Annotated in this window: 19 protein-coding genes and 1 pseudogene; 16 read left to right on the forward strand and 4 right to left on the reverse strand. The window is 38.7% G+C overall.

Annotated features, from left to right (window positions below):
• Positions 1–76 precede the first annotated feature (76 nt).
• The 10 genes from ANA7108_RS0102110 to ANA7108_RS0102160 all read left to right on the forward strand — a co-directional run bounded on the left by ANA7108_RS0102110 (position 77) and on the right by ANA7108_RS0102160 (position 14,148).
• Complete coding sequence (locus ANA7108_RS0102110) at positions 77–1,198, forward strand: acyl-CoA dehydrogenase family protein (protein ID WP_016949107.1); 1,122 nt, start codon at positions 77–79, stop codon at positions 1,196–1,198.
• Positions 1,199–1,312: 114 nt separating this feature from the next.
• Entirely contained in the window at positions 1,313–3,406 is a 2,094-nt protein-coding gene (locus tag ANA7108_RS0102115; RefSeq protein ID WP_016949108.1) for an AMP-binding protein, read from the forward strand.
• Between the two features lie 201 nt (positions 3,407–3,607).
• Positions 3,608–4,651, forward strand: a complete 1,044-nt coding sequence (locus tag ANA7108_RS0102120; protein ID WP_016949109.1) for a 3-oxoacyl-[acyl-carrier-protein] synthase III C-terminal domain-containing protein — start codon at positions 3,608–3,610, stop codon at positions 4,649–4,651.
• 224 nt (positions 4,652–4,875) lie between these two features.
• Positions 4,876–7,359 carry an aminotransferase class III-fold pyridoxal phosphate-dependent enzyme gene (locus ANA7108_RS0102125; protein WP_237741473.1) on the forward strand — a complete coding sequence of 828 codons (2,484 nt, stop codon included), beginning with the start codon at positions 4,876–4,878 and terminating at the stop codon, positions 7,357–7,359.
• Between the two features lie 96 nt (positions 7,360–7,455).
• Complete coding sequence (locus ANA7108_RS0102130; RefSeq protein WP_016949111.1) at positions 7,456–8,916, forward strand: NAD(P)-binding domain-containing protein; 1,461 nt, start codon at positions 7,456–7,458, stop codon at positions 8,914–8,916.
• 68 nt (positions 8,917–8,984) lie between these two features.
• Positions 8,985–9,662, forward strand: a complete 678-nt coding sequence (locus ANA7108_RS0102135) for an isoprenylcysteine carboxylmethyltransferase family protein (RefSeq protein WP_016949112.1) — start codon at positions 8,985–8,987, stop codon at positions 9,660–9,662.
• 77 nt (positions 9,663–9,739) lie between these two features.
• Positions 9,740–10,294, forward strand: a complete 555-nt coding sequence (locus ANA7108_RS0102140; RefSeq protein WP_016949113.1) for an acireductone dioxygenase — start codon at positions 9,740–9,742, stop codon at positions 10,292–10,294.
• A 186-nt stretch (positions 10,295–10,480) separates the two neighbouring features.
• Positions 10,481–11,134 (forward strand): methylthioribulose 1-phosphate dehydratase, encoded by a 654-nt coding sequence (gene mtnB / locus ANA7108_RS0102150; RefSeq protein ID WP_016949115.1) that lies wholly within the window; start codon positions 10,481–10,483, stop codon positions 11,132–11,134.
• Between the two features lie 183 nt (positions 11,135–11,317).
• Positions 11,318–12,970: an acyl-CoA dehydrogenase family protein gene (locus ANA7108_RS0102155; protein ID WP_016949116.1), complete on the forward strand. Its 1,653-nt coding sequence runs from the start codon at positions 11,318–11,320 to the stop codon at positions 12,968–12,970.
• A 467-nt stretch (positions 12,971–13,437) separates the two neighbouring features.
• Entirely contained in the window at positions 13,438–14,148 is a 711-nt protein-coding gene (locus ANA7108_RS0102160; RefSeq protein WP_016949117.1) for a Coq4 family protein, read from the forward strand.
• 478 nt (positions 14,149–14,626) lie between these two features.
• On the opposite strand, the gene ANA7108_RS0102165 is transcribed toward ANA7108_RS0102160, so the two are convergent.
• Positions 14,627–14,908 (reverse strand): WGxxGxxG family protein, encoded by a 282-nt coding sequence (locus ANA7108_RS0102165; RefSeq protein WP_016949118.1) that lies wholly within the window; start codon positions 14,906–14,908, stop codon positions 14,627–14,629.
• Between the two features lie 734 nt (positions 14,909–15,642).
• Positions 15,643–16,044 carry a DUF5367 family protein gene (locus ANA7108_RS0102170; RefSeq protein WP_016949119.1) on the reverse strand — a complete coding sequence of 134 codons (402 nt, stop codon included), beginning with the start codon at positions 16,042–16,044 and terminating at the stop codon, positions 15,643–15,645.
• 219 nt (positions 16,045–16,263) lie between these two features.
• Here ANA7108_RS0102170 and ANA7108_RS0102175 point away from each other — a divergent pair, with 219 nt between their 5' ends.
• The 6 genes and pseudogenes from ANA7108_RS0102175 (at position 16,264) to atpC (ending at position 22,636) form a co-directional block, all read left to right on the forward strand.
• Positions 16,264–16,986 (forward strand): Coq4 family protein, encoded by a 723-nt coding sequence (locus ANA7108_RS0102175; RefSeq protein ID WP_016949120.1) that lies wholly within the window; start codon positions 16,264–16,266, stop codon positions 16,984–16,986.
• A 206-nt stretch (positions 16,987–17,192) separates the two neighbouring features.
• Positions 17,193–17,669, forward strand: a complete 477-nt coding sequence (locus ANA7108_RS0102180; RefSeq protein WP_016949121.1) for a DUF3237 domain-containing protein — start codon at positions 17,193–17,195, stop codon at positions 17,667–17,669.
• A gap of 222 nt (positions 17,670–17,891) precedes the next feature.
• Entirely contained in the window at positions 17,892–18,764 is an 873-nt protein-coding gene (locus ANA7108_RS0102185; protein ID WP_016949122.1) for an alpha/beta fold hydrolase, read from the forward strand.
• Positions 18,765–19,204: 440 nt separating this feature from the next.
• Positions 19,205–20,408 (forward strand): annotated as a pseudogene (locus tag ANA7108_RS26670) (RNA-guided endonuclease InsQ/TnpB family protein).
• 292 nt (positions 20,409–20,700) lie between these two features.
• A complete protein-coding gene (gene atpD, locus ANA7108_RS0102200; RefSeq protein ID WP_016949124.1) occupies positions 20,701–22,149 on the forward strand; it encodes a F0F1 ATP synthase subunit beta in 1,449 nt (482 codons plus the stop codon).
• Positions 22,150–22,222: 73 nt separating this feature from the next.
• Entirely contained in the window at positions 22,223–22,636 is a 414-nt protein-coding gene (gene atpC / locus ANA7108_RS0102205; RefSeq protein WP_016949125.1) for an ATP synthase F1 subunit epsilon, read from the forward strand.
• A gap of 169 nt (positions 22,637–22,805) precedes the next feature.
• Here atpC and ANA7108_RS0102210 read toward each other — a convergent pair whose 3' ends face one another.
• Together ANA7108_RS0102210 and ANA7108_RS0102215 are read right to left on the reverse strand one after the other, a co-directional pair.
• Positions 22,806–24,098 (reverse strand): response regulator, encoded by a 1,293-nt coding sequence (locus ANA7108_RS0102210; RefSeq protein ID WP_016949126.1) that lies wholly within the window; start codon positions 24,096–24,098, stop codon positions 22,806–22,808.
• A 27-nt stretch (positions 24,099–24,125) separates the two neighbouring features.
• Positions 24,126–24,602: a response regulator gene (locus ANA7108_RS0102215; RefSeq protein ID WP_016949127.1), complete on the reverse strand. Its 477-nt coding sequence runs from the start codon at positions 24,600–24,602 to the stop codon at positions 24,126–24,128.
• Between the last annotated feature and the right edge of the window lie 3 nt (positions 24,603–24,605).

Consider the following 24,605-nt stretch of genomic DNA (forward strand, 5'->3'; position numbering starts at 1 on the left):
CGGATATTACCGAAAAAGATATCAAAATACGATATCACAATCAGTACCCACTCACCCTCCTAAGAGCATCTAAGAAATGAATTTTTTACACAAAGAACGTGCTACGCTCGAAAAATTTCTACCAACCCTTGATAGCCAACTGCAAGCAAAATCTCTTATGGAGATGGAAGGTAAGGAAAGTCCGGCGTTAAATATTTTTCGTCAACTTGGTGGTCCAGGATTATTGATTCCCCGCGAATATGGAGGGGGTGGTGTTACACCTTTAGAACTCGCTCACATTCAACGAGCAGTTGCCAGTCGTTCACCTTCCTTAGCGCTGGCTGCAAATATGCATCATTGCACAGTAATTGCTTTCCTAGACAGCATTGCTGATGAATCCGTTGCGGAGTTCGTTCGGGCTATTGCTGAGAACAATCTTTATTTAGCTTCTGGCTTTGCTGAAGGCAAAACAAGTGCAAGTATCTTGGTACCAACCATGACATCACAGCGGGTTGATGGTGGTTTACTTGTTAATGGTAGCAAAAAACCTTGCAGTTTATCCGCATCAATGGATTTTTTAACGGCAAGTGTGATTGTTCCTAGTAAATCAGGAGATGGACAGGAGTTAGCCTTAGCTATCATTGCCGCTGATTCACCAGGCATAGAGTGTAAACCTTTTTGGAATACTTGGGTTCTTAGTGGAGCAGAAAGTGAGGAAGTAATTTTAAAAGATGTATTTGTCCCAGAGGAATTTATTTTCTATTTAGGTAAGCCAGAAGACTTGGGAAGCATCATGGCTAGGGCGTTTGTTTGGTTTGAGTTATTTGTATCAGCTTCCTATCTGGGTGTAGCCAGCGCCCTCGTCGAGCGAGTAATTACCGAACGCAGAGGTACACCTACCGAGCGCTCATTGGTGGCAATTGAAATCGAAGGAGCAATGGCTTCACTCGAAGCTGTCGCCCATGCGATTATGCTTGGTTGGTCAAGCGATACTGAAATTGCACAAGCCTTATTTGTGCGTTATTCAGTGCAACGTGCTATAGAACGAGTTGTTGAAACGTCAGCAGAATTACTGGGCGGCATGGCCTTTATTAGTTCTGGAGAAATTGCCTATTTACTAGCAGCTTCCAGAGCTCTTGCATTCCATCCACCTTCACGTCTGAGTATGGCATCTTATTTAGATGACTATTTAGCGGGTGGTCCTTTACTGATGCCTTAATTTGAAAAGACGCGATGTAAATTCCCTGGAATAGGCTTGTACTTATGCTTTAACAATAAATCATAAGTACGAACCAGTGATAATTTATCACGCCAACCTACTTAAATAATTCCCATGAATCAGGTCATTACAACAATTACAAATAGCAATTTTATCAGCAACAATAGCTTCTCTAATTTAGTTGATCTTTTACGCTATAGAGCTTTAAATCAACCAGGTCAAACTGCTTTCACGTATTTAGAAGATGAAGAAGGACTAGAATCAACTTTAAATTATCAGCAACTAGATGCTAAAGCTAGAAGTATTGCTGTATATTTGCAGAATATATTGACTCCAGGAGAGAGAGTTTTATTACTCTACCCACCAGGACTTGATTATATAGCAGCCTTTTTTGGATGTCTGTACGCAGAATTAATTGCAATTCCTTTATATTCGCCGAGAAATAACCGAAAGATGTCTCGGATTCAGGCAATTCTGGAGGATTCTCAAGCACAAATTGCTTTGACAAATAATCAATCTCTGATTAATGTACAAACATTATTGAATCATGCTCCTGATTTAAAAAAATTACAATGGTTAGCAACTGACACAATTGATGAAAACTTAGCTGAACAATGGCAGTCAAAATCAGTTAGTAGTGTTTCTATTGCTTATCTTCAATACACATCTGGCTCTACTTCAACACCTAAAGGTGTAATGATTAGTCATGAGAATGCGTTAGAGAACTCAGCAGAAATAGCCATTTCCTGGAGAACAGGAACTGATAGTATTCTCGTATCATGGCTACCTCACTTTCATGATTTTGGACAAATATACGGTGTCATTCAACCAGTTTACAATGGTTTCCCATGTATATTTATGTCCCCTGCCGCATTTACTCAAAAACCAATTCGATGGCTAAAAGCAATCTCTGACTACAAAGCTACTCACAGTGGCGCACCAAATTTTGCTTATGATTTATGCGCCGACAAAATCAAACCTGAACAACGCGAAAATCTAGACCTAAGTCGTTGGGAGGTGGCTGTAAATGGTGCAGAACCAGTAAGAAAGCAAACATTGGAAAAATTCTATCAAGCTTTTGCACCTTATGGTTTCCGTTGGAGTACTTTCTACCCAGGTTATGGTCTAGCAGAGGCAACACTAAAAGTGTCATCTGCCAGAAATAACAACTCACTAACAACTTTAACTGTTCAAGCTGATTCACTGGCAAAAAATTTAATTGTCGCAGCATCAGAAGACGAGCAGTTTACAAGAACATTAGTTGGATGTGGTAGTACTGTATTAAACGCAAAAGTTGTAATTGTAGATCCTGAATCTCTCACTCAATCTCCATCTGGTCAAGTTGGTGAAATTTGGATATCAGGACCTAGTATTGCTCAGGGATATTGGGGACGAATTCAAGAAACTCAGCGCACATTTGGAGCTTATCTAACTGATAATGGTGAAGGACCATTCTTGCGAACAGGTGATTTGGGTTTTGTCAAAGATGATGAGTTATTTATCACAGGTCGCATTAAGGATTTGATCATTATTCGAGGTAGCAACCACTATCCTCAGGATATTGAGCTAACAGTAGAAGAAAGTCACCCCAGCTTACGTTCAGGATATAGTGCAGTCTTTAGTATCAATGAGAATGAGCAAGAAAGACTTGTTATTGTTTCTGAAATCGAGCGGAGTTACCTGCGGAAGTTGGATGCTGATGAAGTAATTCAAGCTATACGCAAAGCAGTATCTAAAGAACATGAATTAGAAGTATATGCTATATCACTTTTAAAAACAGGTAGCATTCATAAAACCTCTAGTGGCAAAATTCAACGTCAAGCTTGTCGTACTCAATTTTTAAATAACCAATTAGATGCAGTACGAGAGTGGAAAGATACATCAAACAAACCAGTAGTAAATCAAGGTACATCTCCCATGCAAAATAACCTATCTATCATCATCAAATTAGGTATTCAAGATTGGCTAGTTTCCTGGATTGCCAAAGAGAGAAACTTAGATATAAAAGAAGTTGACCCCAATCAATCTCTTACTGACTACGGTCTTAGTTCCTTAGATAGTATGAATTTACATGGAGATTTGGAAAATTGGCTGGGATATTCAATTATTCCTGATTGGTTGTGGGATGCTCCATCAATTGATGCATTAGCCCACCAAATTTCTCAATCTCAAATTGCTCTTTCTGTCCCTAAAGTTGCTGCATTATAGCGAGCTTCTGTAAATCCTTTCACCCTGAGAAATTCTTTAAGCTCCCCTTATTTAACCAAAGTTGGTAGTTATACCTGTAATAGTATGCGGAGTGATGGGGAGAAAAATTAATTCTTGCTTCTGAAACTCTTAAGGCCTATTCATAACTATCAACTTACATAATTTACCAAAACAATTGTTGTCTTCTTTCCATAAAATCACATGAAAATTGAAGCAATCAAAGCTGCTTTGCCGACAAAGAAACTCACAAATGATGATATTTTGGCATTGATTGAAGAATATAGCACACCAATCTTTGCTGGAGATTTAAAGACAGCTTTAAGTAAAATTAGTTATTTCCTTCGCTATTCAGGTTCAGATGTTCGTTACTGGTTAGACAAAGACGAAAAGCCAATTGATTTAGTAGCTCGTGCTTTTCAAGAAGCAATTAATGAGGCAAACTGCGACAAAGATGACATAGATTTACTAGTTTATACAGGTGTTGGTCGAGGATTTATAGAACCGGCAGCAGCCTATCACGTTGCAGCTAGTCTCGGTTTACAAAACGCAGAGTGTTTTGATATTCTCGATGCTTGTATGAGTTGGACTCGTGTACTAAACATAGTCTACTCACTATTTAAATCTGGTCGTTATAAACGAGCTTTAATAGTTAATGCCGAGTGTAATATGCATTTTGGTGGACCAGTCTTTCCTAGTGTTTTCCAACTGCCGAATATTGAAGCTATTGAATGGTCTTTTCCTGCTTATACTTTGGGAGAAGCAGCGACAGCAACAATTGTTTCCTACGATCCAGATCGAGAATGGGAATTTTACTTTAAATCTCGTCCTGACTTGGCAGATTTGTGCAATGTACCTTTAGATGGATACGAAGGTTATTGCATACCTTCTCCGCGTATTGGTTTAAATGGCATTAACAAATTTACCTCTTTTGGAGTTGAGTTGCACGCCAATGCATATCAGGAGTTCATCGATATCTTTAAATGTTTAAAAGCTCCGATTGAAGAAATTCGTGCAATTTTCCCCCATGCATCGTCCAAAAGAGAGTGGGACAAAGTTGCCGAAGCATTAAACATCAAACATCTCCTTTGGCATATTTATCCAACTTATGGAAATTTAGTCTCTGCTTCTGTACCTACAGGTATCGTCTCAGCTATCGAGGCAGGACAGATTAAGCGAGGAGATCGGATTGCTGGTTGGATTGGTAGTGCAGGTATGTCTTTTTGTGCATATTCGTTCATCTATTAATTAAGAAGTTATAAGAGAGGTATCCTGTATCTCTCTTTATCTTCTTTTGAAAATAGCCGATAATTAATTAACAAGAGGTTTAACAGTTAATGTTGTTGCAACTTTTCAAATTTGTTAGCGTAACTTTCATTTACCTCTGTGGATATTTTATTACTACTGTAGGTAAAAATAAAGAAGAGCGAAGCTTAAAACAGGGGCAATGGATTTATCGCTATTTCCTTCAGATGGGACCTGTCTACATTAAGATTGGACAAATTTTAGCGACACGTTCCGATTTGATTCCAGAAAATTGGGTACAAGTATTGCGAGAACTGCAAGATAATGTGCCTTATATGAATGAAGCTGATACAAGGAAAGTTATCACTCAAGATTTACCTCTGGCATTTGAAAACATTTTTAGTGAATTTTCCTTTCAGCCATTAGCTAGTGGTTCCATTGCTCAAGTCCATATTGCCACCTTATTAACTGGGCAAAAAGTCGCTGTCAAAGTTGTTAAAAAAAATGTTCGTAATCAACTTAAACAAAATCTAGATATTATCCAGTTCTTTGTTGCTATCCTTGATTTTTTAGTTCCATCTGTACGAGAACTAGGTTTACCAAAGCGTCTGCAAGAATTAAGAAATTTGCTGATTATTCAAGCAGACATGAAGCAGGAAGCTCAAAAGCAGGAAGAAGTATATACCAACTTTAAGGATCATCCTTATGTCATAGTTCCTGCGGTTATTAAAGAGCTTTCTACTTCTAACTTATTGTTCATGGAGTTCATGGAGGGAATCCCCGGAAAAGATGTTCATAAAGTTGAATTAAAACGAAATCTTCTCGCTCAAAGGTTTCAGGATACCATTTATACTATGCTTTATATGCATGGTTTATGTCATGGAGACCCTCATCCTGGAAATATCTTTTTTACAAAAGATGGCTCGATTATTCTCCTAGACTATGGCATTACTGTTCAACTTAGCGAAGATGAAAAATGGGGTTTATCGTCTTTTTACTATGCTTGTACTCGTAAGGAATGGGCTGTAGCTGTAGAGCGTTTTACTCAGCACTTTGTCACAGATAAAGATTACATTTTTCAAAATTTGAGCCAGTACGAGCAAGAAATTCAAAGGGTTTTACAATATCACTTTGATATCAGTACAACGCAATGGTCAACAGTTAGTTATTTCCAAGATGTTAGCAAGATATTGCGTAAGTATCACGCACGGTACACAACTAATTTTACAAAAGTTGAGTTGGTATTTTTATCTTGCGAAGGTTTTGCAACGCAAATCGATCCCAATATTGACATCTGGGAGAATGCAAGTAAGTTTACAGACCGTTATTCTCCCTACATGAGTTCAGAAGTCAAAGAAACGTTTGATGTTTATTTTCAACAAACGGCTCCTTCTTCTTTAGCAATGCGTGAGCGTGCCAGTATTTCCTTAGTTGCACCTACTCACATTAACCGATATTTTTTCCCCAGCACTTATCCAGTATTTGTCAAAAAGGCTAATAAAAGCAAAATTGAAGACTTTGATGGTAATGTTTTCGTAGACATATCATGCGGTTATGGTCCTCATCTCTTAGGCTACGCTCATCCTGCCGTTAACCAAGCAATTTCTGAATCTCTTGCTAACGGATTTGTCAACGCAATTGGCAGTGAAGCGGAATTAAAACTAGCCGAAATGCTGGTTGAGGCTTTACCAGGTGCTGAGAAAGCAATCCTATCCAACTCAGGAACAGAATCAATTTTACAAGCTTTCCGTCTGTGTCGTGCTTACCGAAAGAAAGATCGAGTAGCGAAGTTTGAAGGACACTATCACGGATTTTCTGATCAAGGAATGGTCAGTTCTTGGTTTCGCTTTACAGGTGAAAAATTTGATCCTCAGCCCATTGCCGGAACTCAAGGAACTGATAGTGCTACGGTCAAAAATACTCTGGTTTTGCAATATGGTTACATTCAAGGTTTAGAACGATTACGATCAGAAGCATCTGAGTTAGCCTGTGTTATTTGCGAACCAATGCCTTCATTACTAGCTAATTACGACGTTGAATTTCTCACAAAACTGAGAGCAATATGTACAGAGTTAGATATTCCTTTAATTTTTGATGAAGTTGTTTCTGGATTTCGGGTAGCTTATGGTGGTGTCCAAAACTTGGCAGGAATTACCCCTGATTTGACTTGCTTGGGTAAAGTAATTGGTGGAGGACTTCCTTGCGGTGCAGTTGTTGGGAAACAGAAACTGATTGATATTGGTAAAAGTTCCCAAGATCCTTTTTCTGACTATGAAAAGAAAGCCTTTGTCGGTGGAACAATGAGTGGAAACTCACTGACTTGTGTTGCAGGAACAGCTGCATTAACTTATCTCAAAGAACATCCAGAAATATATGTACAACTGGACAATAACACTAATTGGCTGGCAGAAAAACTACTAGAAATTGGTCACTCTCACGGTGTACCCATCAAGGTCAAAGCCAATCGTTCCATCTTTTCTTTGACATTTAGTCACAGACCTGCTAAATACTTCCGAGAAAAGCAAGCTGGTAGTAATTTTAAAGTCAATCTTGCTTTAGCCTACTATATGCGTAAACATGGCATTTATATGCCTGAACTCCATACATTAATGTTGAGTGCAGCCCATACTCAAGAAGACTTAGAACTTATTGGTACGGCATTTGATTTAAGTTTGCAGGAAATGATCAAGGATGGTTTCTTTACACTTTAGTTCGTAAATCAGAAATAAAGTCTAATGGAGAGATAAGCAGCTTACTCTCCTTTCTCTATTATTCCTCCTTTTTCAAACAATAACTGAGATTATTTTATGAACTCACTAAAATCTTCCCCACACTCTACTCGTAAATGCAAAGTTGCTGTCATTGGTGCTGGTGCTAGTGGTATTGCTACCGCAAAATGTCTTCTTGAAGATGGTCACGAACCTACTGTTTTTGAAAGCAGCGATCAAGTTGGTGGTGTTTGGGTCTTTAAAAATAATAGCGGACGAGCTTTTAGTACGGTTCACTTTCAACACTCAAAATATGTTAGTGTTTTCTCTGATTATCCTATGTCGATAGAGTCAAGTGATTTTCCTAACCATACAGAAGTTCTTCACTATCTCAATGACTATGTAGACCACTTTGATCTTAGGAAACATATCAAATTCAATACAACAGTAGATAAAGTTTCCAGAAAGAATGATAATTGGGAAGTTACTGTCAGCTATTCTGGTGGTCAATCTACTTTTAATTTCGATGCTGTGGCTGTTTGTAGTGGTATTTATAATGAAGCCAGATTGCCAACTTTTCCTGGTGAAGATAAATTTCAAGGAAAAATAATCCATTCCAAAGATTATAAAGAGCCTTCAATTTTTGCGGGTAAAAATGTTCTAATTCTCGGTAATGGACCAAGCGGAGTCGATATTGCAGTTACTGCATCTTATAGCTCTAATAAAACAATTTGGAGTTACCGCAAAAATCGTTGGTTACTGCCTAGATACTGCGAAGGATTACCTTTTGATTTTATCGTTACTCGTCTGAATAAACATATCCCTTTTCGTCATGAAATTTTATCTTTAGTTCACTTTAAAAAGTTTTACCCGATTATGTTGAACCACAAAGATTGTGGTGTTAAGCCAGATGTTGGTCCAGAAAAGTCTGGCCCAGTTTTTAACGAAGATGCTTTAAACCGTATCCGGCTGGGAGCAATTAAAACAAAACCAAATATTGCACATTTTGAAGAAAATAAGGTTGTATTTGAAGATGGTAGCAGTGAATTAGTAGATATGGTTGTGTATGCAACAGGCTACCAAGTTAGAATTCCGTTTATGAATGAATATTTAGGTGAAGACCATCAAAAAAACTTAAATCTTTATAAGATGGTATTTCCTCCAGAATTACCTAACTGTGGCTTTATTGGATTTGTTTATGGAAACGTCATATTTCCTACCTCGGAAATGCAAGCACGTTGGTTTTCTAAAGTTATTTCTGGTGAAGTTGAGTTACCATCAAAAGCAGTAATGGCAGCGCAAATAGAAGCCAACAGAAAATATCAGGAAGAAGGTTGGCTTGACAGTGCATACCGCAGCTTGCGCGTTTCAGCTTTTGACTACATGGATGACATAGCCAAAGAAATTAACGCCTTGCCTAAAATTTGGGAAAACTGGACTATTTTGAAGGAAATTTTCGCAGGTCCAATGATGGCTACACAATTCAGGCTTAATGGACCTCATAAATGGGAAGGTGCTATGTCTTGGATTAAAAAAGTACCCAAGCTAGTTCGTAAGTAGGTTATTGACACTAAACACTAATATTTTGTTGATTGGTGCATAAGTATCAAATATTCAGGAGTGGGATAATGAGCATATTCAAAGCTATTGTGAGCTTACTAATCTATGGTTTTTTGCTGATTGATATACCGCTTTTAGGTTGGGGTATTGATGATTTGAGAGGATTTTTGGCAAATCCAGTCAGAGGTATTTTCTTATTGGCTGGAATTGCTATGAGTATCGTCTATGCCTGGTTTATGCCTAAAAATACTTTGGGTGATGGAATTAAAGATAAATTGGTAAATCGCCAAAAAGTCATGTTATGGTTGAGCATTCTTCTTTACATTATCATGTTTAGCCTCTTGCCTTATTGCGATCGCCACAACCTATGGCAAATTCCATCTGAAAACTCTTTAAGATACGTTGGGTTAGTAATTTTTACTATTGGTGTAATTTTCTCCTTTTGGGGTCCAATACACCTTGGTCAACAATATAGTTTCAATTTGACACTGCAAGAAGACCATGAATTAGTCACAGATGGACCATTTAGTTATATACGTCACCCTCGTTATCTTGGTTTAATTCTTTGGATTTTAGGAGTTTCACTCATCTATCTTTCAATTGCAGGTTTGGTAATAACTGGCATAATGACTCTGTTGTTGGCATGGCGAATTTATGATGAAGAAAACTTACTTCAGCAAGAATTTGGTGAACAATGGACAAATTATTGTCAGCAAACAAAGCGGATAATTCCTCTGATTTATTAGAGTGAAGAAGACAAAATTATTTTGACTAATCACTGTAGAAAGTCAGGAATCAAAAGTCAGAGTATTGGAGTTAAAAAATGGCAGTTCTCAAACTTGAAAATGGTACTTTCTACACTGATTTAATGAATATTTCTCAGGAGTTAGCACCCCTGAATATTCAAATTAATCACTGGACTGTTGCAAATAACCCCGAAATCAAAGGATTATTGGCACAAGATAGCCTCAATGAACAAGAAAAAGAACAGGTTCTCAAAGCTTTAGATAGTTACTTTGAGCAACTAAAACAGATAGCAGGTTATACAACTCGTGATTTGGTTGTGCTGCATTCAGGTATTCCCAATCTTGATGGGTTACTAGCAAAGTTTGAGAAAATTCATACCCATGCAGATGATGAAGTTCGCTATATCATTGATGGAGAAGGAATTTTTGGCTTTGTACTTCCTGATGATAGTCAAGTGGAATTGACAGTACAACCAGAAGAATATATTAATGTCCCCGCCGGAACTGAACATTGGTTTTATCTAACCCCAGTAAAACGAGTGAAAGCAGTACGCTATTTTATTACCACAGAAGGTTGGACACCCCAATATACAGGTAGAGAAATTCGTATTTGCCAACTCCTAGAAAAATGAAAGGGAATAGGGAACAAGGTTAATTATAAGTTTGCTAGGAGAATAGATGAGACAGATTGTTTTTTGTGACTTTGACAGTACTATTACAGTTGAAGAAACTTTATCTGAACATCAAAAATCCTATATTCTCTGGAATAACTTTTTAGGACTCACGCAATCATTTAGCGAAATCGTGGATTGAATTCTATGACCAGCCCCACAATAGCAGATCCTCGTTTACAACTAATTGCCACTGCCCGTTATTTTTACGAACAAGGTTGGATGCTAGGAACTGCTGGCAACCTCTCAGCACGTTTACCTGATGGTAGTTTCTGGATTACAGCCAGTGGTAAATCTAAAGGTGAGTTATTGCCAAGTGATTTTATTCGCATAGATTCAGATGGCACAGTAGAAGCATCACCATCTAATTTGCAACCTTCAGCGGAAACATCTATTCATCAGGTAATTTACAGCTTGTTTCCAGAATCACAAGCTTGTTATCATATCCACTCAATTGAAGGTAATTTGGTTTCTCGCCTAGTTGCAGGAGACAGTCTACCTTTACCACCACTAGAAATGCTCAAAGGCTTGGGAATTTGGCAAGAAAACCCCTATTGTCTAATGCCAATTTTCACCAATCATCTGCAAGTTTCCCAGATTGCTGTTGATATTGAAAAACGGTTTGCTGTAACTCCACCGCAAATACCAGCTTTACTAATTCGTGATCATGGTATTACAGTTTGGGCTGCTTCAGGAGAAGCATCTCGTAATTACATTGAGTTATTAGAGTACATCTTTCGTTATATGGTCGTCGCTAGTAGGCTAGACCTAAAAAAATGTAGCCCAGAGAGTAACTATTAAATCTGGGTTGTGGATTATGAACTAAATAGAGCAAATAGAGCGATCGCCTACGGCACTTGTAAAGCCAATTACTAATTAAGAATACCTATGATAAAAGCAATTTTTATGAGACGGTTATGATTTTTCTTGCCCTTTTTGATCCTATTTTTACAGTTACGACTGCACCTACATTGAGGAAAAATCATGACTCCTAAACCTTCATTCAGCCCTGATTATGCAACGGCAAATAATTTTATTGCCAAACCAGATATAAAGCAATCAAGTAGGAGTAGAGAAAGAGCTAATAGCATTATAGAATGGCTGCGTAATTATGCTAGTACCCGCATTAATTCCCGCTTGATCGACGAGCGTCGTTGCATACCACCGTATATAATCCTCGATTTTGGCAATCAGGGAATACTGGGAATGCAAGTACCTGAACAATACGGAGGTTTAGAATTAAGTACTTACGATGCAATGCGCGTGACAGAACAAATAGCTGGTATTGATATTACACTAGCTACATTTGTAGTAGTCAATAACTTTTTGGGAGTTCGCCCAATTTTACAATATGCAAACGAAGGATTTCGCCAAGAACTCCTACCTATCCTTGCTCAGGGACGCGAACTGGCTTCCTTTGCTTTGACAGAAACGGGTGCTGGTTCAAATCCACGAAGTTTAGCAAGTATCGGCATACCAGATGCCACAGGTGGTTGGCGCTTGAGAGGGAAAAAGATTTGGATTGGTACTGCTTCATGGGCTGGTTTAATCAATACTTTTGTCAAGCTAGTTGACGCTGATAACAAGCCAATAGGAATTACTGGTTTTGCCCTGCGTCAGGGAACATCTGGCTTACGCAACGGACCAGAATCCGTAACAATGGGAATGCGAGGCATGGTTCAAAATACTATACATTTTGACGAAGTACCTGTATCTGAAGTCAATTTGCTAGGGAAAATTGGTTCTGGTATGGCAGTTGGTCAGGACGCAATGCTATTGACTCGGTTGGCAATTGGAGCTAAAAGTCTCGGTGGCATGAAACGTTGCGCCCAGTTGATGCTACGTTATGCAACTCGACGTGATATTGCTACAGGACGGCTGATTGATAATCCTTTAACTTTAGTCCGTTTGGGTAATCTAACAGCTGCAATTACAGCATTGGAAAATTTAATAACTCGGATTTCAGAATTAGTCGATAATGGATATTCTGTGCCAGGAGAAGGATATATTGTCTGCAAAACATTTGGTTCGGAATCTCTATGGCAAGCAGCTGATAATCTAATTCAACTTTTAGGCGGTCGCGGTTATATCGAGACTAATATCGCTCCTCAAATACTGCGAGATGCCAGAATATTTCGTGTTTTTGAAGGACCCACTGAAACTCTAAATATGTTTCTTGGTTCGTCTTTATTGCAACCGAGGGAAGAATTACAAATCTTTTTCTGTAATAGTCTTAATGCTCCAGTTGTTTGGGAAAGTTTAAAATCAGCCGTAGGAGAAATAAATGCACGTTGGTCAGAATCAATCGCTCCATTTAGCGATCGCACTTCTGCTCGCCGTTGGGCTTCCTTAGTTGCTGGTGAAGTGGCAACTTACGCAATTTTGCTTGCTGCTTTGCAAGGAACGCCAAACCATAAGCCATTAAATCAATTACATCGCGGCGCAATCGATTGGGTTCAATCTCAGTTTGACATTGCACTCCAGAAAGCTCTTAGCGGCCAAGAACTCATATCTGCCACCCAAAGTGCTGATGAAACTACAGCACTGATATCCAGCTATAATGAAACAATTGGGGACTTACAACAAACTCTCCCCGGTGAAGATCACTCGCTCGACGAGCTATTAAACCCACTCTAATCTCTAATAGCTGATTCTAGCCCTTTCAAATTGATTCAGAGGGAACAGGAAGCAACTCTTAACAGAAAAAACTCATGTTTAAAAACATGAGATTGAAATAATGACACTGTTTTTTTCGTGTCACTCTCCTTGTAAAAACATCCTTTTTTTGACTGAGATTTAAACTCAGAACTAAAGTTTCTTATCTGTTCCCTGCCCCCTGCCCCCTGCCCCCTGCCCCCTGCCCCCTGTTCCCTGTTCCCTGTTCCCTTCTTTTGTAAACAATATATATTATTTCAGTCCTACCATCTTAAATCCTACACTCATATTTTGGTTTTTTTGAAGGTTGAAATAACTATATATTGGTTCCGATTTCCCTCACATTCAAAGGGCTATATCTGATTTATAAACAAAACATTAAGATGCCATTATCTTGAAAAAAGTTAGTTATAATGTATTGTATAAATTTGATTATCTAAGGTATCCCAATGTCTAAAACTACCTTTACTATCGATGCTGATAATATGAGTCTATTTATGACTCCAGAAATGCAGGAAATCTTGACCCCAGATAATGTGAAAGCTCTCAAAGGTTTCATTGGCATGGTCAATGACGGACTAGATGTAGACAAATTTTTTGATATTGAAAATGCATTAGCCAACCATGAAGTTTCTGCTGCCCAGGCTGCCTATGTCAAGTCTGATCCTGAAGTTGCTAAACTTTTTGAAGAACGATATATTGCCCCGACTCCCGATATAGACGAATTACTCAAACTGCCTAAAGATTCCTTAGGCTTTGCCTATGCTTCTAATCTGCGTGCAGCAAACTTTGAGCAAGGTTTTTATCCCGCAGTCGATATTAAAAATGATGTGGACTATTTAAATTTGCGGGTGCGACAAACCCATGATATTTGGCACGCCGTTACAGGGTATTTATACGATTTGGATGCGGGAATTAAGTTGGCAGGATTCCAGGTTGCACAAAATCGCTCAACGAGTATGGTGATGTTTCTTGCTGCATTATTCCTGTATACGATCAAGACGAACGGAGATTTTAACCATATTGCAAATATTATTAAGGAGGGCTTCGATGTAGGGTGTCAGGCAAAACCCTTTCTAGCCCAGAAGTGGGAAGAGGCTTGGGAAAAGCCAATAGCACAATGGAGAGCGGAGTTAAATGTCACTTCTGTAAGAGATTAGAGTATTGATGAGCCTGTACTGGCAGCAATCTAACTTATTCGCAGACTTGTAGAAAAACCGGGCGTTGCATAAGTGCGGGATGTTTTTTGAGTGTAGAGCCGAGAATCCCTACCCATGGAACATCTCTACAAGAAATTGCCTCAACACAAGTCACAAACAGCTTCATTATTAAACCGTCAATTCAACAATTAAAGGTTGGGCTTAAGGGATTTTTAACCAATAAATTCCTTCATTTGGTAGGGTGGGCATCTTACCCACCCTTGTGTAAGCAAAAATTTCTAACTTCTTGACGGAGAAAAAGTTTGAAGGGTTGGCAGGATATACCACAATAAAAAAATCAAGCTAACATGAAAAAAAACATCGTTTTTCTACCCAATCATAACTATTTGCGGGCATCCAGAAGTAAAATTTTGGATTTTAGATGTTGCTGCTATTAAAGACTTACTCGTAATCTAAAATCCAAAATCTCAAATTAATATTAATCTCTGTAGCTAGTAGCCCCTGGCGCATTGGGGTCCCGATAAGCGGTTGGTTGTTCTTCACGCCTTTTACCTGCTAAACCTGCTAGACCTAATAGTCCAATTAATCCCAGCCAACCCCAATCAAAATCGTTACGATCATCATAATAAACGTTTCTGTTGGGTACAACGTCTGTTCTGGGTTGAGTTACCTGGGCTTGTGCGGGTAAATTTAAGGGTAAAATTCCCATCATCAACGTCAGAATTCCAACACCAAGAGTTTTGGTAAAATTGCTTTTCATGGTGAAATTGCCTTACACCGACTCGGATATTTACCAATGTATCTATTTTGCAAATTTATCAAATCAATCTGAGGCTATAATCTAGATTTTGTTGTAAATCAGGCTAAGGGTATATTTGGGCTGGCTGAAATGTTGTTCCCTACCCAATGATTACTACTGGGCTAACAACTGCGGTAGAGAACCACAACTTATACAATATCGAATGACCTAGAGATCAGGAACTTGTGAACTCCACCCCGGATTAGCCTCTGCCCACGCAGATATGGATTAACAAAATTTCATTAGACTACTGATTATGCAATTCCCGAATAATTTTATTAACCAATTTATTAACCAAGCAGATATAAGAAAATCAGATCACAGAAACAATTGCGTACTTACAACAAACTCTTGCCGATGAATATAACTCCTGTGACTAGCTGCTGCAAGTTTATACCGTCTAACATCACCTAAATCAATGGTTAATACCCCAAGCATTTGAATAATTAGGGTGACTCAATTTTTGCACCGTTTCAGAAAATGAGAAATTTCTTTAACCGGAAATCCAGCCCCACTATTTTACTAGTTGTTAATTTATTGTTAATTTAATTTCCAGTTCAAAACAATTATTTTATGCTGATTGGCTGATATGAAGCGAGGATTCCTATATTACCATCTATTAGTTAATTTCACTTTTATGAATGATCATAGATGGTAATATTTTATATATTTATTGGGTGAACTTTTACAATACTTTAACTGGCATTATAAGAATGTGATTCCCAATATCCGATCATTAAACCGACACCCACACCCCATAACAACCAAGCGGCAGCAAGCAACAACTGTGCTGGTTCAAGACCGTACCAATTTTGAAACCACGTTAACGCCACGCCATCAAGTAACAGCGCTGTTAATGACATCAGTACCGTGGCTATCAACAACTTTTCACCCTCTACCTTCCCAATTATTGCACCTATTTTAACTAACACCCAAGCTATGGGTATGGATAAAATAAAGAATAATATTAGCCAGGGATTGCCATTAACAAACAAGTGATCACCCGCAAATCGGATAAACAGTAAAGCTATAAACCAAAATATGATTCCCAGACTCACAAACAGGATTAAGTTGCTCAATGGTTTCTCATTATTCATGCGGATCAAACCCTTTTTAAAAATGGACTAAGAAATGTGAATTAAATAATGTGCAAAAGTAGGATATATGTACTTTGCAATATATAAGTAAATCATAGCATAATGGATCATTTCAAGTTGAATTCAGAATAGCAGGTAAAGTTTTGTATTAGCATTTAAAATTTCTGTCTTCGTCACTATAAAATTCATTGTGTAAATTGGATTATCTCAGATATCACAATGTCAAAATCTACTTCTTCCTACATTATCAATGGTGATACGAGTATATCTGTTAGTTCAGAATTAGTGAAAGGTGTGCAAGCTTTCCTTTATTTTATCAATGACGGAATGGATATTGATAAAATTTTTGATGTTGATGCTGCATTAGCCAAGCATGAAGTTACTGCTGCTGAGATTGCCTATGTCAAGTCTAATCCTGAAATCGCTCAACTTTTTGAAGAACAATATCTTCAACCAACTCCCAATCTAGAAGAATTACTCAAACTACCTGAAGATTCCTTAGGCTTTGCCTATGCTTCTAACTTGATATCAGCAAACTTTACGCCACACTTTTATCCTCAAGTAGAGCTTAAAGATGATGTGAGCTATTTAGCTCTGCGGATGCGACAAACCCATGATATTTGGCATACCGTTACAGGATATGGCTTCGATATTGCTGGGGGACTTAAGCTGGCAGCATTTCAGATCGGGCAAAATCGTGATCCAGTTTCAGTGATGTCGATTGCCGGACTGCTCATGAATACGATCAAGATGAACAAAGATTTAAGCCCAATTATAAGTTTAGCTTACGAGGGCTACAATGTCGGGTGTAAAGCAAAACCCTTTCTGGCGCAGAAGTGGGAAGAGGCTTGGGAAAAACCACTTGCAGACTGGAGAGCGGAGTTAAATGTCACTTCTGCAATAGCTCGAACCATTGAAGAGCGCGCACTAGCAGCAATCTAACTTATCTAAATGGCGATAGCTTCGCTTTGTTCAAGACGCTCCGCGAACAGCGCGGACATTGCCCAAAAATCAGCGAAAAATCACTTGTAAATGGCTGAAACCTATACCTCATATTTGGTATATCCTGTTAATCCGCAATAATACAAACAGTTTGAAACGTGACTCTTCGATAATCACTAAAACTTTAAACTCATAAGGAGATACCGATGTCTGAGCTTAAGACCGAATTTTTGTTCGAGATGAGAATACAGATTCAAGCCCCGATGGATGTTGGACAAGGACCCGATGGACACCGCATGATCTTTATGGCCAAATCTGGACATTTCGAGGGACCAAAACTCAAAGGTGAGATTATTCCCATGTCCGGTGGCGATTGGTCTAAAATACGGGCAGACGGATCAGGCTCAATGGACGTTCGTCAATGCCTGAAGACCGATGATGGGGCTATCATTCTCATGACTTATGGCGGACGGATGGTCACCAGCCCAGAAAACTTTGAGTATGCGGTGGATTATTTCAAGCCGGACGATCCAAAGGGCGCAGACGAGCGATACTATTTCAGGACTAATCCTTTATTTGAGACAGGTGATGATCGTTACGCATGGCTCAATAATATTATTGCAGTCGGCAAGGGACGCACTGGTGATGGCGGCGTAATTTACGAAGTATTTGCAGTAAATTAGGTATTACAAGGGGATTGTTATGCGGCTATTACGGGAGTGAGTAGCAATCGAAAACCGTAGACTTCCCTTTTCTTAACTTGTTTTCACCAACTGAGAATCAGCGATCGCCTATGGCTTAGACTAGGCTATAGGCATTACTCAAAGCGCAATCACTAAGGTAGAGTGTCTGCAAAGCCTTAAATAAAGTAAGCTAGATCATCTTTTCACTAACAGGAGGATAGAATGAGTTTTGATACTCAAGAAAATCACACCCAGAAATATAAAACTGTCGAGCTACCTCAAGGAATACTTCACTACAGCGATCGCGGACAGGGACCAATATTAATCTTTCTACACGGGCTTCTGGTTAACGGAAGACTCTGGCGTGATGTTGTATCTGTGCTTGAAAGCGAGTTTCGCTGTATTGTACCAGAGTTACCTCTCGGCTCTCATATCCAACCAATGAACCCCGACACCGACTTAACTCCACCAGGTGTTGCTCGCTTAGTAGCAGACTTTATTACAGCCCTCGATTTAGATAATGTCACCTTAGTTGGCAACGATACAGGCGGTGCTATATGCCAGTTAGTTATTAGCCAGTACCCAGAAAAAATATCAGGACTTGTACTCACTAACTGTGATGCTTTTGAAAACTTTTTACCCTTATTTTTCCGTCCACTTCAGTATGCTGCTCGGATACCAGGCTTTATCTTTGCATTTGCACAGTTAATGCGCTGGAGTTTAATTAGACATATCTTGTTTGGACTACTTGCACACAGACCCTTAGGATCTGAAGAAGATGCAGCATACTTTACACCACTAATTCGGTTTGCTGGCGTGCGTCACGATCTAACCAAAGCTGTATGTGGTATTTCCAATCGTTACACTATTGAAGCAGCCAGTTCCTTTGCCAATTTTAACAAGCCAGTATTAATTGTTTGGGGTGAAAACGATCCATTCTTTTCTTATCGCTTTGCTGAACGCCTCAAACAATCTTTTCCTAATGCTCGATTAGAGCGGATTGCAAAATCCCGTACTTTCGTACCGGAAGATCAACCTGAAGCCCTAGCACAGTTAATTATAAGTTTTGCTGTGACTGGATCAGTGAGAAGTTGAGGTAAACTCTTAGCTAAAATTAAGTAGGCGCACGATATTAACATATAATGAACTCTGCAAAAAGTTTATGATTAGCAGTAATGCTAACTTATAAGGAAAAAGGCTGAAAACCCTTGAGATTAAGTTTTGGAGCGTGGCGTAAAAACTTAACCGTCCTTTAGGCAAGAGATGAAAGCCTAAGCCTTGGGCTTTAGCCCTCAGTGATAGAGATGTTTCTAGCATACCTCTCTACCAATTCAGAAACACTAATCTTTTCTGTTTTGGCTTGCCTTGCCAAAAATTCCCATGCGGTATTTGTGAGCATAATACCCCGTCGCTTTTTAGGTTCATCGTAAAGCACCGGAATATTTTTTGTCCTTTTTTTTCCTTTTCCTGTTGACATACTGAGAATGTATGATTAAACTAATAACAAATTTAACATGAAAGGAGGTAATTAATTAGTGCTGGTTTTAGAGTACAAAGCCAAATGCAATCAAAGTCAAAAACAGGCTATCAACGAAGTACTCAGGACAACTCAGTTTATTAGAAACAAAGCTATTCGTTACTGGATGGACTCACCCAAAGAAGCGAAAATTAACAGAATTGCATTAAATAACTACTCAACAGCACTACGGAAAGAGTTTAGTTTTGTAGAAAAATTAAATTCAATGGCTTGTCAGTCTGCAACTGTTCGCGTAGCGTGCCGAAGGCATAAGAGCATGGCAAGCAATCCAAAGGTTTTACGACAACTGCAAAAAGAAAGTCGTAGGTAGAAAGGGATATCCTTGTTTTCAAAAAGATAATCGTTCAGTAGAATACAAAACCTCTGGATGGTTATTGCACCCAACAAAAAGACGTATCACTTTTACTGATAAAAAAGGTATTGGTGAACTTAAATTATTGGGTAAATGGGATATTCATACATATCCAATCAAGTTAATCAAACGAGTCAGAATTGTTAAACGTGCTGACGGTTTTTATGTTCAATTCTGTGTAGATACAGAAGTTAAACAAGAACCTAGGATAGCTGATGGTGAAATTGGTTTAGATGTGGGTTTGGAGTATTTTTACTCTGATTCCAATGGAGATCATGAAGCAAATCCCCGTTTTTTAAGAAAAGCCGAAAAATCCATCAAACACTCTCAAAGTCTCATTTATTCTAAGGAAAAAGGTAAAAACCAAAGACGAAAAGCAAGACAAAGATATGCTCGAAAACATTTAAAAGTAAGTAGGCAACGGAATGAACACGCTAAAAGAACAGCGCGTAACGTATGCAAAGCTAACGCTTTAGTCGCCTATGAAGATTTAAAAGTCAAGAACATGGTAAAAAATCATTGTCTTGCTAAGTCAATCAATGATGCGGCTTGGTCTACTTTTCGTCAATGGCTAGAATATTTTGCCGTGAAATTCAACAGCGTTGTTATTGCTGTTGCACCACATTACACATCACAAAAATGCAGTAATTGTGGTGCAATGGTGAAAAAATCTCTTTCAACTCGCACCCATAAATGTAATTGTGGATGTAAGCTTCAAAGAGATGTTAATGCAGCAATAAATATTCTTAATCTTGCCAAAAATAGGGAAGGGCATTCCCGAATTAACGCTACAGGAGTTGGAGTCTCTACTCTAGTTGGTGAAAACCTCCTAGAGCAAATTCTGACGTAGAATGTAGAATCTCCGTGGCTTTAGCCCGGAGAGTGTCAATAACTCTTCATCTTTTTCGCAGTATTCTCATGATCGCACCGCCAGCGTTTCTAAGCAAAATTGAGTCCTAGATAGCATTTTTGCTTTTGACACCAGACATACTTGACTTGTTCAAGAAGTCGGGGATCTAGTCTTAATAATGAATTTAAGGCGAAGGTGGGGGCGTTCAGTGCTAACCTAAAAGATGACATTGCTTGATCTCAGGTCGTTTACGACCCATTCTCAAAAATAGCTTCAATCATTTAGGCGCAGCATGGTCACCACCGCAGAAAAAACAAACATCGGTTACATTACCCAAATCATCGGTCCCGTTGTAGACGTTAAATTTCCCGGCGGGAAATTGCCTCAAATCTACAACGCTTTGACCATCACAGGCACAAATGAAGCTGGACAAAACATCAGCCTCACCGTTGAAGTACAACAATTGCTAGGCGACAACCAAGTACGGGCTGTGGCTATGAGTAGCACAGATGGCTTAGTGCGTGGTTTAGAAGTAGTTGATACAGGCGCTCCAATTACCGTACCCGTGGGTAAAGCCACATTGGGACGGATTTTCAACGTTTTGGGCGAACCTGTAGACAACCAAGGTCCCGTAAATGCTGAAGCAACTCTACCTATTCACCGTCCTGCTCCCAAATTCACAGACTTGGAAACAAATCCTTCTGTGTTTGAAACTGGGATTAAGGTTGTTGACTTGCTGACTCCCTACAGACGCGGTGGTAAAATCGGTCTCTTCGGCGGTGCAGGTGTTGGTAAAACAGTGATCATGATGGAATTGATCAACAACATCGCTACTCAACACGGTGGTGTGTCTGTATTTGCGGGTGTGGGTGAACGCACACGTGAAGGGAATGACCTCTACAACGAAATGATGGAATCTGGAGTTATCAACAAAGATAACCTCAACGAATCCAAAATTGCTCTAGTTTATGGTCAAATGAACGAGCCACCCGGAGCAAGAATGCGGGTTGGTTTGTCTGGTTTGACAATGGCTGAGTATTTCCGTGATGTTAACAAGCAAGACGTATTGCTATTTGTTGATAACATCTTCCGGTTTGTCCAAGCTGGTTCTGAAGTATCCGCGCTCTTGGGTCGGATGCCTTCGGCGGTAGGATATCAGCCTACTCTGGGTACAGACGTAGGTGCTTTACAAGAACGGATTACCTCCACCACCGAAGGTTCTATTACTTCTATTCAAGCTGTATATGTACCGGCGGATGACTTGACTGACCCCGCACCTGCTACCACCTTTGCTCACTTAGACGGGACAACAGTATTGTCTCGTGGTTTAGCATCTAAGGGTATTTATCCTGCGGTTGATCCTCTGGGTTCTACTTCCACCATGTTGCAACCCAACATCGTAGGTAGTGATCACTATGATACTGCGCGGGCTGTACAATCAACACTACAACGTTACAAAGAACTACAAGACATCATCGCCATTCTTGGTTTAGATGAATTGTCTGAAGAAGATCGTCTAATTGTGGCACGGGCGCGGAAAGTTGAGCGGTTCTTGTCTCAGCCTTTCTTCGTAGCAGAAGTATTTACCGGTTCTCCTGGTAAGTATGTGAAGTTGGAAGACACCATTAAAGGATTTAAACAAATTCTTTCTGGTGAATTGGATGCTTTACCTGAGCAAGCTTTCTACTTGGTAGGCGATATCAACGAAGCGATCGCTAAAGCAGAAAAGCTCAAGGGATAATTTCGTAATCCGTAATTCGTAATTCGTAATTTATGAATTACGAATTAACAACCATCAATTAGAAACTAAAAATATGACCCTGACTGTTCGTGTAATTGCCCCGGATAAAACCGTTTGGGATGCTGAAGCTGAAGAAGTAGTTTTACCTAGTACTACTGGTCAATTAGGTATCTTGAGTGGACACGCGCCGCTATTATCTGCCTTGGATATAGGTGTAATGCGTGTTCGTGCTAACAAAAATCAAGATTGGCAAGCGATCGCACTTGCGGGCGGTTTTGCCGAAGTTGATGAAGACGAAGTGACTATTTTAGTCAACGGTGCTGAACGTGGCGACAAAATTAACCTGGAAGAAGCCCGAACCGCTTACAATCAAGCCCAAACTCTTCTGAATCAAGCCCCAGCAGGCGACCGTCAAGCCCAAATTCAGGCAACTAAAGCCTTTAAACGCGCTCGCGCTCGGTTTCAAGCCGCCGGCGGTTCGGTATAAACCCAATCTTGCACTTACAAATAGTGAAAGTGAGTTTTTGACAAATCAGTAGGGGTTGAGCATTGCTCAATCCCCATAATACTAAGATTATATATATTTTTTGGTATCGACTCAATAAATGGGCAAATTAGGGAATTATTTTTGTGATTTCTATTGTGACGACAGAGGATTAACCGAAAACTTCTGTAATCGGAATTTCAATAATAAATTCTGAACCTCCTTCAGGGACTATTTGGTAAGTCAAACTACCTTTGTAAATTTCAGTGATAATTTGGTGGCTAGTAAATAAGCCTAATCCCATACCTTTAGCAACTAATTTGGTAGTAAAAAATGGCTCAAATAAACGATACTTATTTTCTTCAATAATTCCCATACCATTGTCTTTAATACTGATTATTACTTTATTTTCTGGGTGAGTATATGTATGAATCCAAATTTTTGGTTGAAATGAACTATCAATAAATGAATTGATTTTTACATCAAGTGCATCAATAGCATTTTGCAAAAGATGCATTAGCACTTGATTAAATAAATTTGCATAACCTATAAATTCTGGTAAATCCTCATATTTCTTAAAAATTTCAACTGCAACTGAACCATTTTTTAATACCATTTGATAGCGTAATATCATCAAAACACTATCAATACTTTCGTGAACATTAAAAGGTTTGATACCTGACTTATCAAGACGAGAGAAAATATGTAGAGCATGAACAACTGAGCGAATTCTTTCGGCTCCAGTGCGAATAGAATGAATTACTCTAGTAAAATCTGGAGATAAAAACTCCAGTTCAATTTCATCGATGAAATTGCTAATTTCTGGAGTTGCATTTGGAAATGCTTTTTGATAATAGTTAATCAGACTAATTAGCTTTTCAGCATATTCAGATGCAGGATTAAGATTACAAAGAATAAAACTTAAAGGGTTATTAATTTCATGAGAAATTCCAGCAGCAATTCGACTTGTATTCAGTAGCTTTTCTTTTTGAATAAGTTCAGCTTGAGCATTTTGTAATGCTAGTAGCATATTTTGTAATTGCTGATTATGAGATTCTTGCTCTTTTTGTAAATTTTGAAGCTTTAACTGAGTTTGAATTCTTATTAGTACTTCTTCTAAGTGAAATGGTTTGGTTATATAGTCAACACCTCCAGCTTTAAATGCTCTCACCTTATCACTAATATCATTACCAGCACTTAAAAAAATAATCGGAATTGATTGATTTTCTGGAACACTTTTTAAATATTCACATACTTCATAACCTCCCATTTCTGGCATATTAATATCTAAAAGTATTAAATCTGGTGGCAGTGCCTGAACAGCCATTAATGCAGATTGTCCACTGATAGCTTTGCGAATTTGATAATTCTGTTTTGATAAAAAATCTGATAAAAATCTAATATTTTCAAGTTTGTCATCAACAATTAGAATATCCGCTACAAATGATTTTTTTTGTCCAGACATATTCATTTAATTTACCAATACCTTTTTTTATTTAGTCGCTGCTTGCAATTCTTTAACTTGAGATTGAAGATAAAAAATTGTTTGTTGATACTTGATAATAGTCAATTGATGTTGAACTCGTGCCAATACCTCCTCCATATAAAACGGCTTGGTAATATAGTCTGCACCACCAGATCGAAAAGCTTGACCCTTATCAGTCATATCTTGTGATGCACTTAAAAAAATAATAGGAATATCAGCAGTTTCAGGATTTGATTTCAGTTGTTGACAAACCTCATAGCCATTCATTTCTGGCATTCTGATATCTAACAGAATTAAACTAGGTGGAGATGCTGCAACCGCTGTCAGCGCCATTTTGCCACTGATGGCCTTGCGAGTTTGGTGTCCATTATGCTCCAAAATACTGGATAAAAGACGAATATTTTCTAAAACATCATCAACAATCAAAATATTTATTTGGGTAGTTTGTATTAGCAGCTGATCGGGTGTACTTTCATTATTCATAAT

The sequence above is a fragment of the Anabaena sp. PCC 7108 genome (assembly GCF_000332135.1).
Lineage (GTDB): Bacteria > Cyanobacteriota > Cyanobacteriia > Cyanobacteriales > Nostocaceae > Anabaena.

Bases quoted from the DNA above. Each gene is read 5' to 3' on its own strand.
- ANA7108_RS0102110 (WP_016949107.1), top strand. From the start codon at position 77: ATGAATTTTTTACACAAAGAACGTGCTACGCTCGAAAAATTTCTACCA.
- ANA7108_RS0102115 (WP_016949108.1), top strand. From the start codon at position 1,313: ATGAATCAGGTCATTACAACAATTACAAATAGCAATTTTATCAGCAAC.
- ANA7108_RS0102120 (WP_016949109.1), top strand. From the start codon at position 3,608: ATGAAAATTGAAGCAATCAAAGCTGCTTTGCCGACAAAGAAACTCACA.
- ANA7108_RS0102125 (WP_237741473.1), top strand. From the start codon at position 4,876: ATGGGACCTGTCTACATTAAGATTGGACAAATTTTAGCGACACGTTCC.
- ANA7108_RS0102130 (WP_016949111.1), top strand. From the start codon at position 7,456: ATGAACTCACTAAAATCTTCCCCACACTCTACTCGTAAATGCAAAGTT.
- ANA7108_RS0102135 (WP_016949112.1), top strand. From the start codon at position 8,985: ATGAGCATATTCAAAGCTATTGTGAGCTTACTAATCTATGGTTTTTTG.
- ANA7108_RS0102140 (WP_016949113.1), top strand. From the start codon at position 9,740: ATGGCAGTTCTCAAACTTGAAAATGGTACTTTCTACACTGATTTAATG.
- mtnB (WP_016949115.1), top strand. From the start codon at position 10,481: ATGACCAGCCCCACAATAGCAGATCCTCGTTTACAACTAATTGCCACT.
- ANA7108_RS0102155 (WP_016949116.1), top strand. From the start codon at position 11,318: ATGACTCCTAAACCTTCATTCAGCCCTGATTATGCAACGGCAAATAAT.
- ANA7108_RS0102160 (WP_016949117.1), top strand. From the start codon at position 13,438: ATGTCTAAAACTACCTTTACTATCGATGCTGATAATATGAGTCTATTT.
- ANA7108_RS0102165 (WP_016949118.1), bottom strand. From the start codon at position 14,908: ATGAAAAGCAATTTTACCAAAACTCTTGGTGTTGGAATTCTGACGTTG.
- ANA7108_RS0102170 (WP_016949119.1), bottom strand. From the start codon at position 16,044: ATGAATAATGAGAAACCATTGAGCAACTTAATCCTGTTTGTGAGTCTG.
- ANA7108_RS0102175 (WP_016949120.1), top strand. From the start codon at position 16,264: ATGTCAAAATCTACTTCTTCCTACATTATCAATGGTGATACGAGTATA.
- ANA7108_RS0102180 (WP_016949121.1), top strand. From the start codon at position 17,193: ATGTCTGAGCTTAAGACCGAATTTTTGTTCGAGATGAGAATACAGATT.
- ANA7108_RS0102185 (WP_016949122.1), top strand. From the start codon at position 17,892: ATGAGTTTTGATACTCAAGAAAATCACACCCAGAAATATAAAACTGTC.
- atpD (WP_016949124.1), top strand. From the start codon at position 20,701: ATGGTCACCACCGCAGAAAAAACAAACATCGGTTACATTACCCAAATC.
- atpC (WP_016949125.1), top strand. From the start codon at position 22,223: ATGACCCTGACTGTTCGTGTAATTGCCCCGGATAAAACCGTTTGGGAT.
- ANA7108_RS0102210 (WP_016949126.1), bottom strand. From the start codon at position 24,098: ATGTCTGGACAAAAAAAATCATTTGTAGCGGATATTCTAATTGTTGAT.
- ANA7108_RS0102215 (WP_016949127.1), bottom strand. From the start codon at position 24,602: ATGAATAATGAAAGTACACCCGATCAGCTGCTAATACAAACTACCCAA.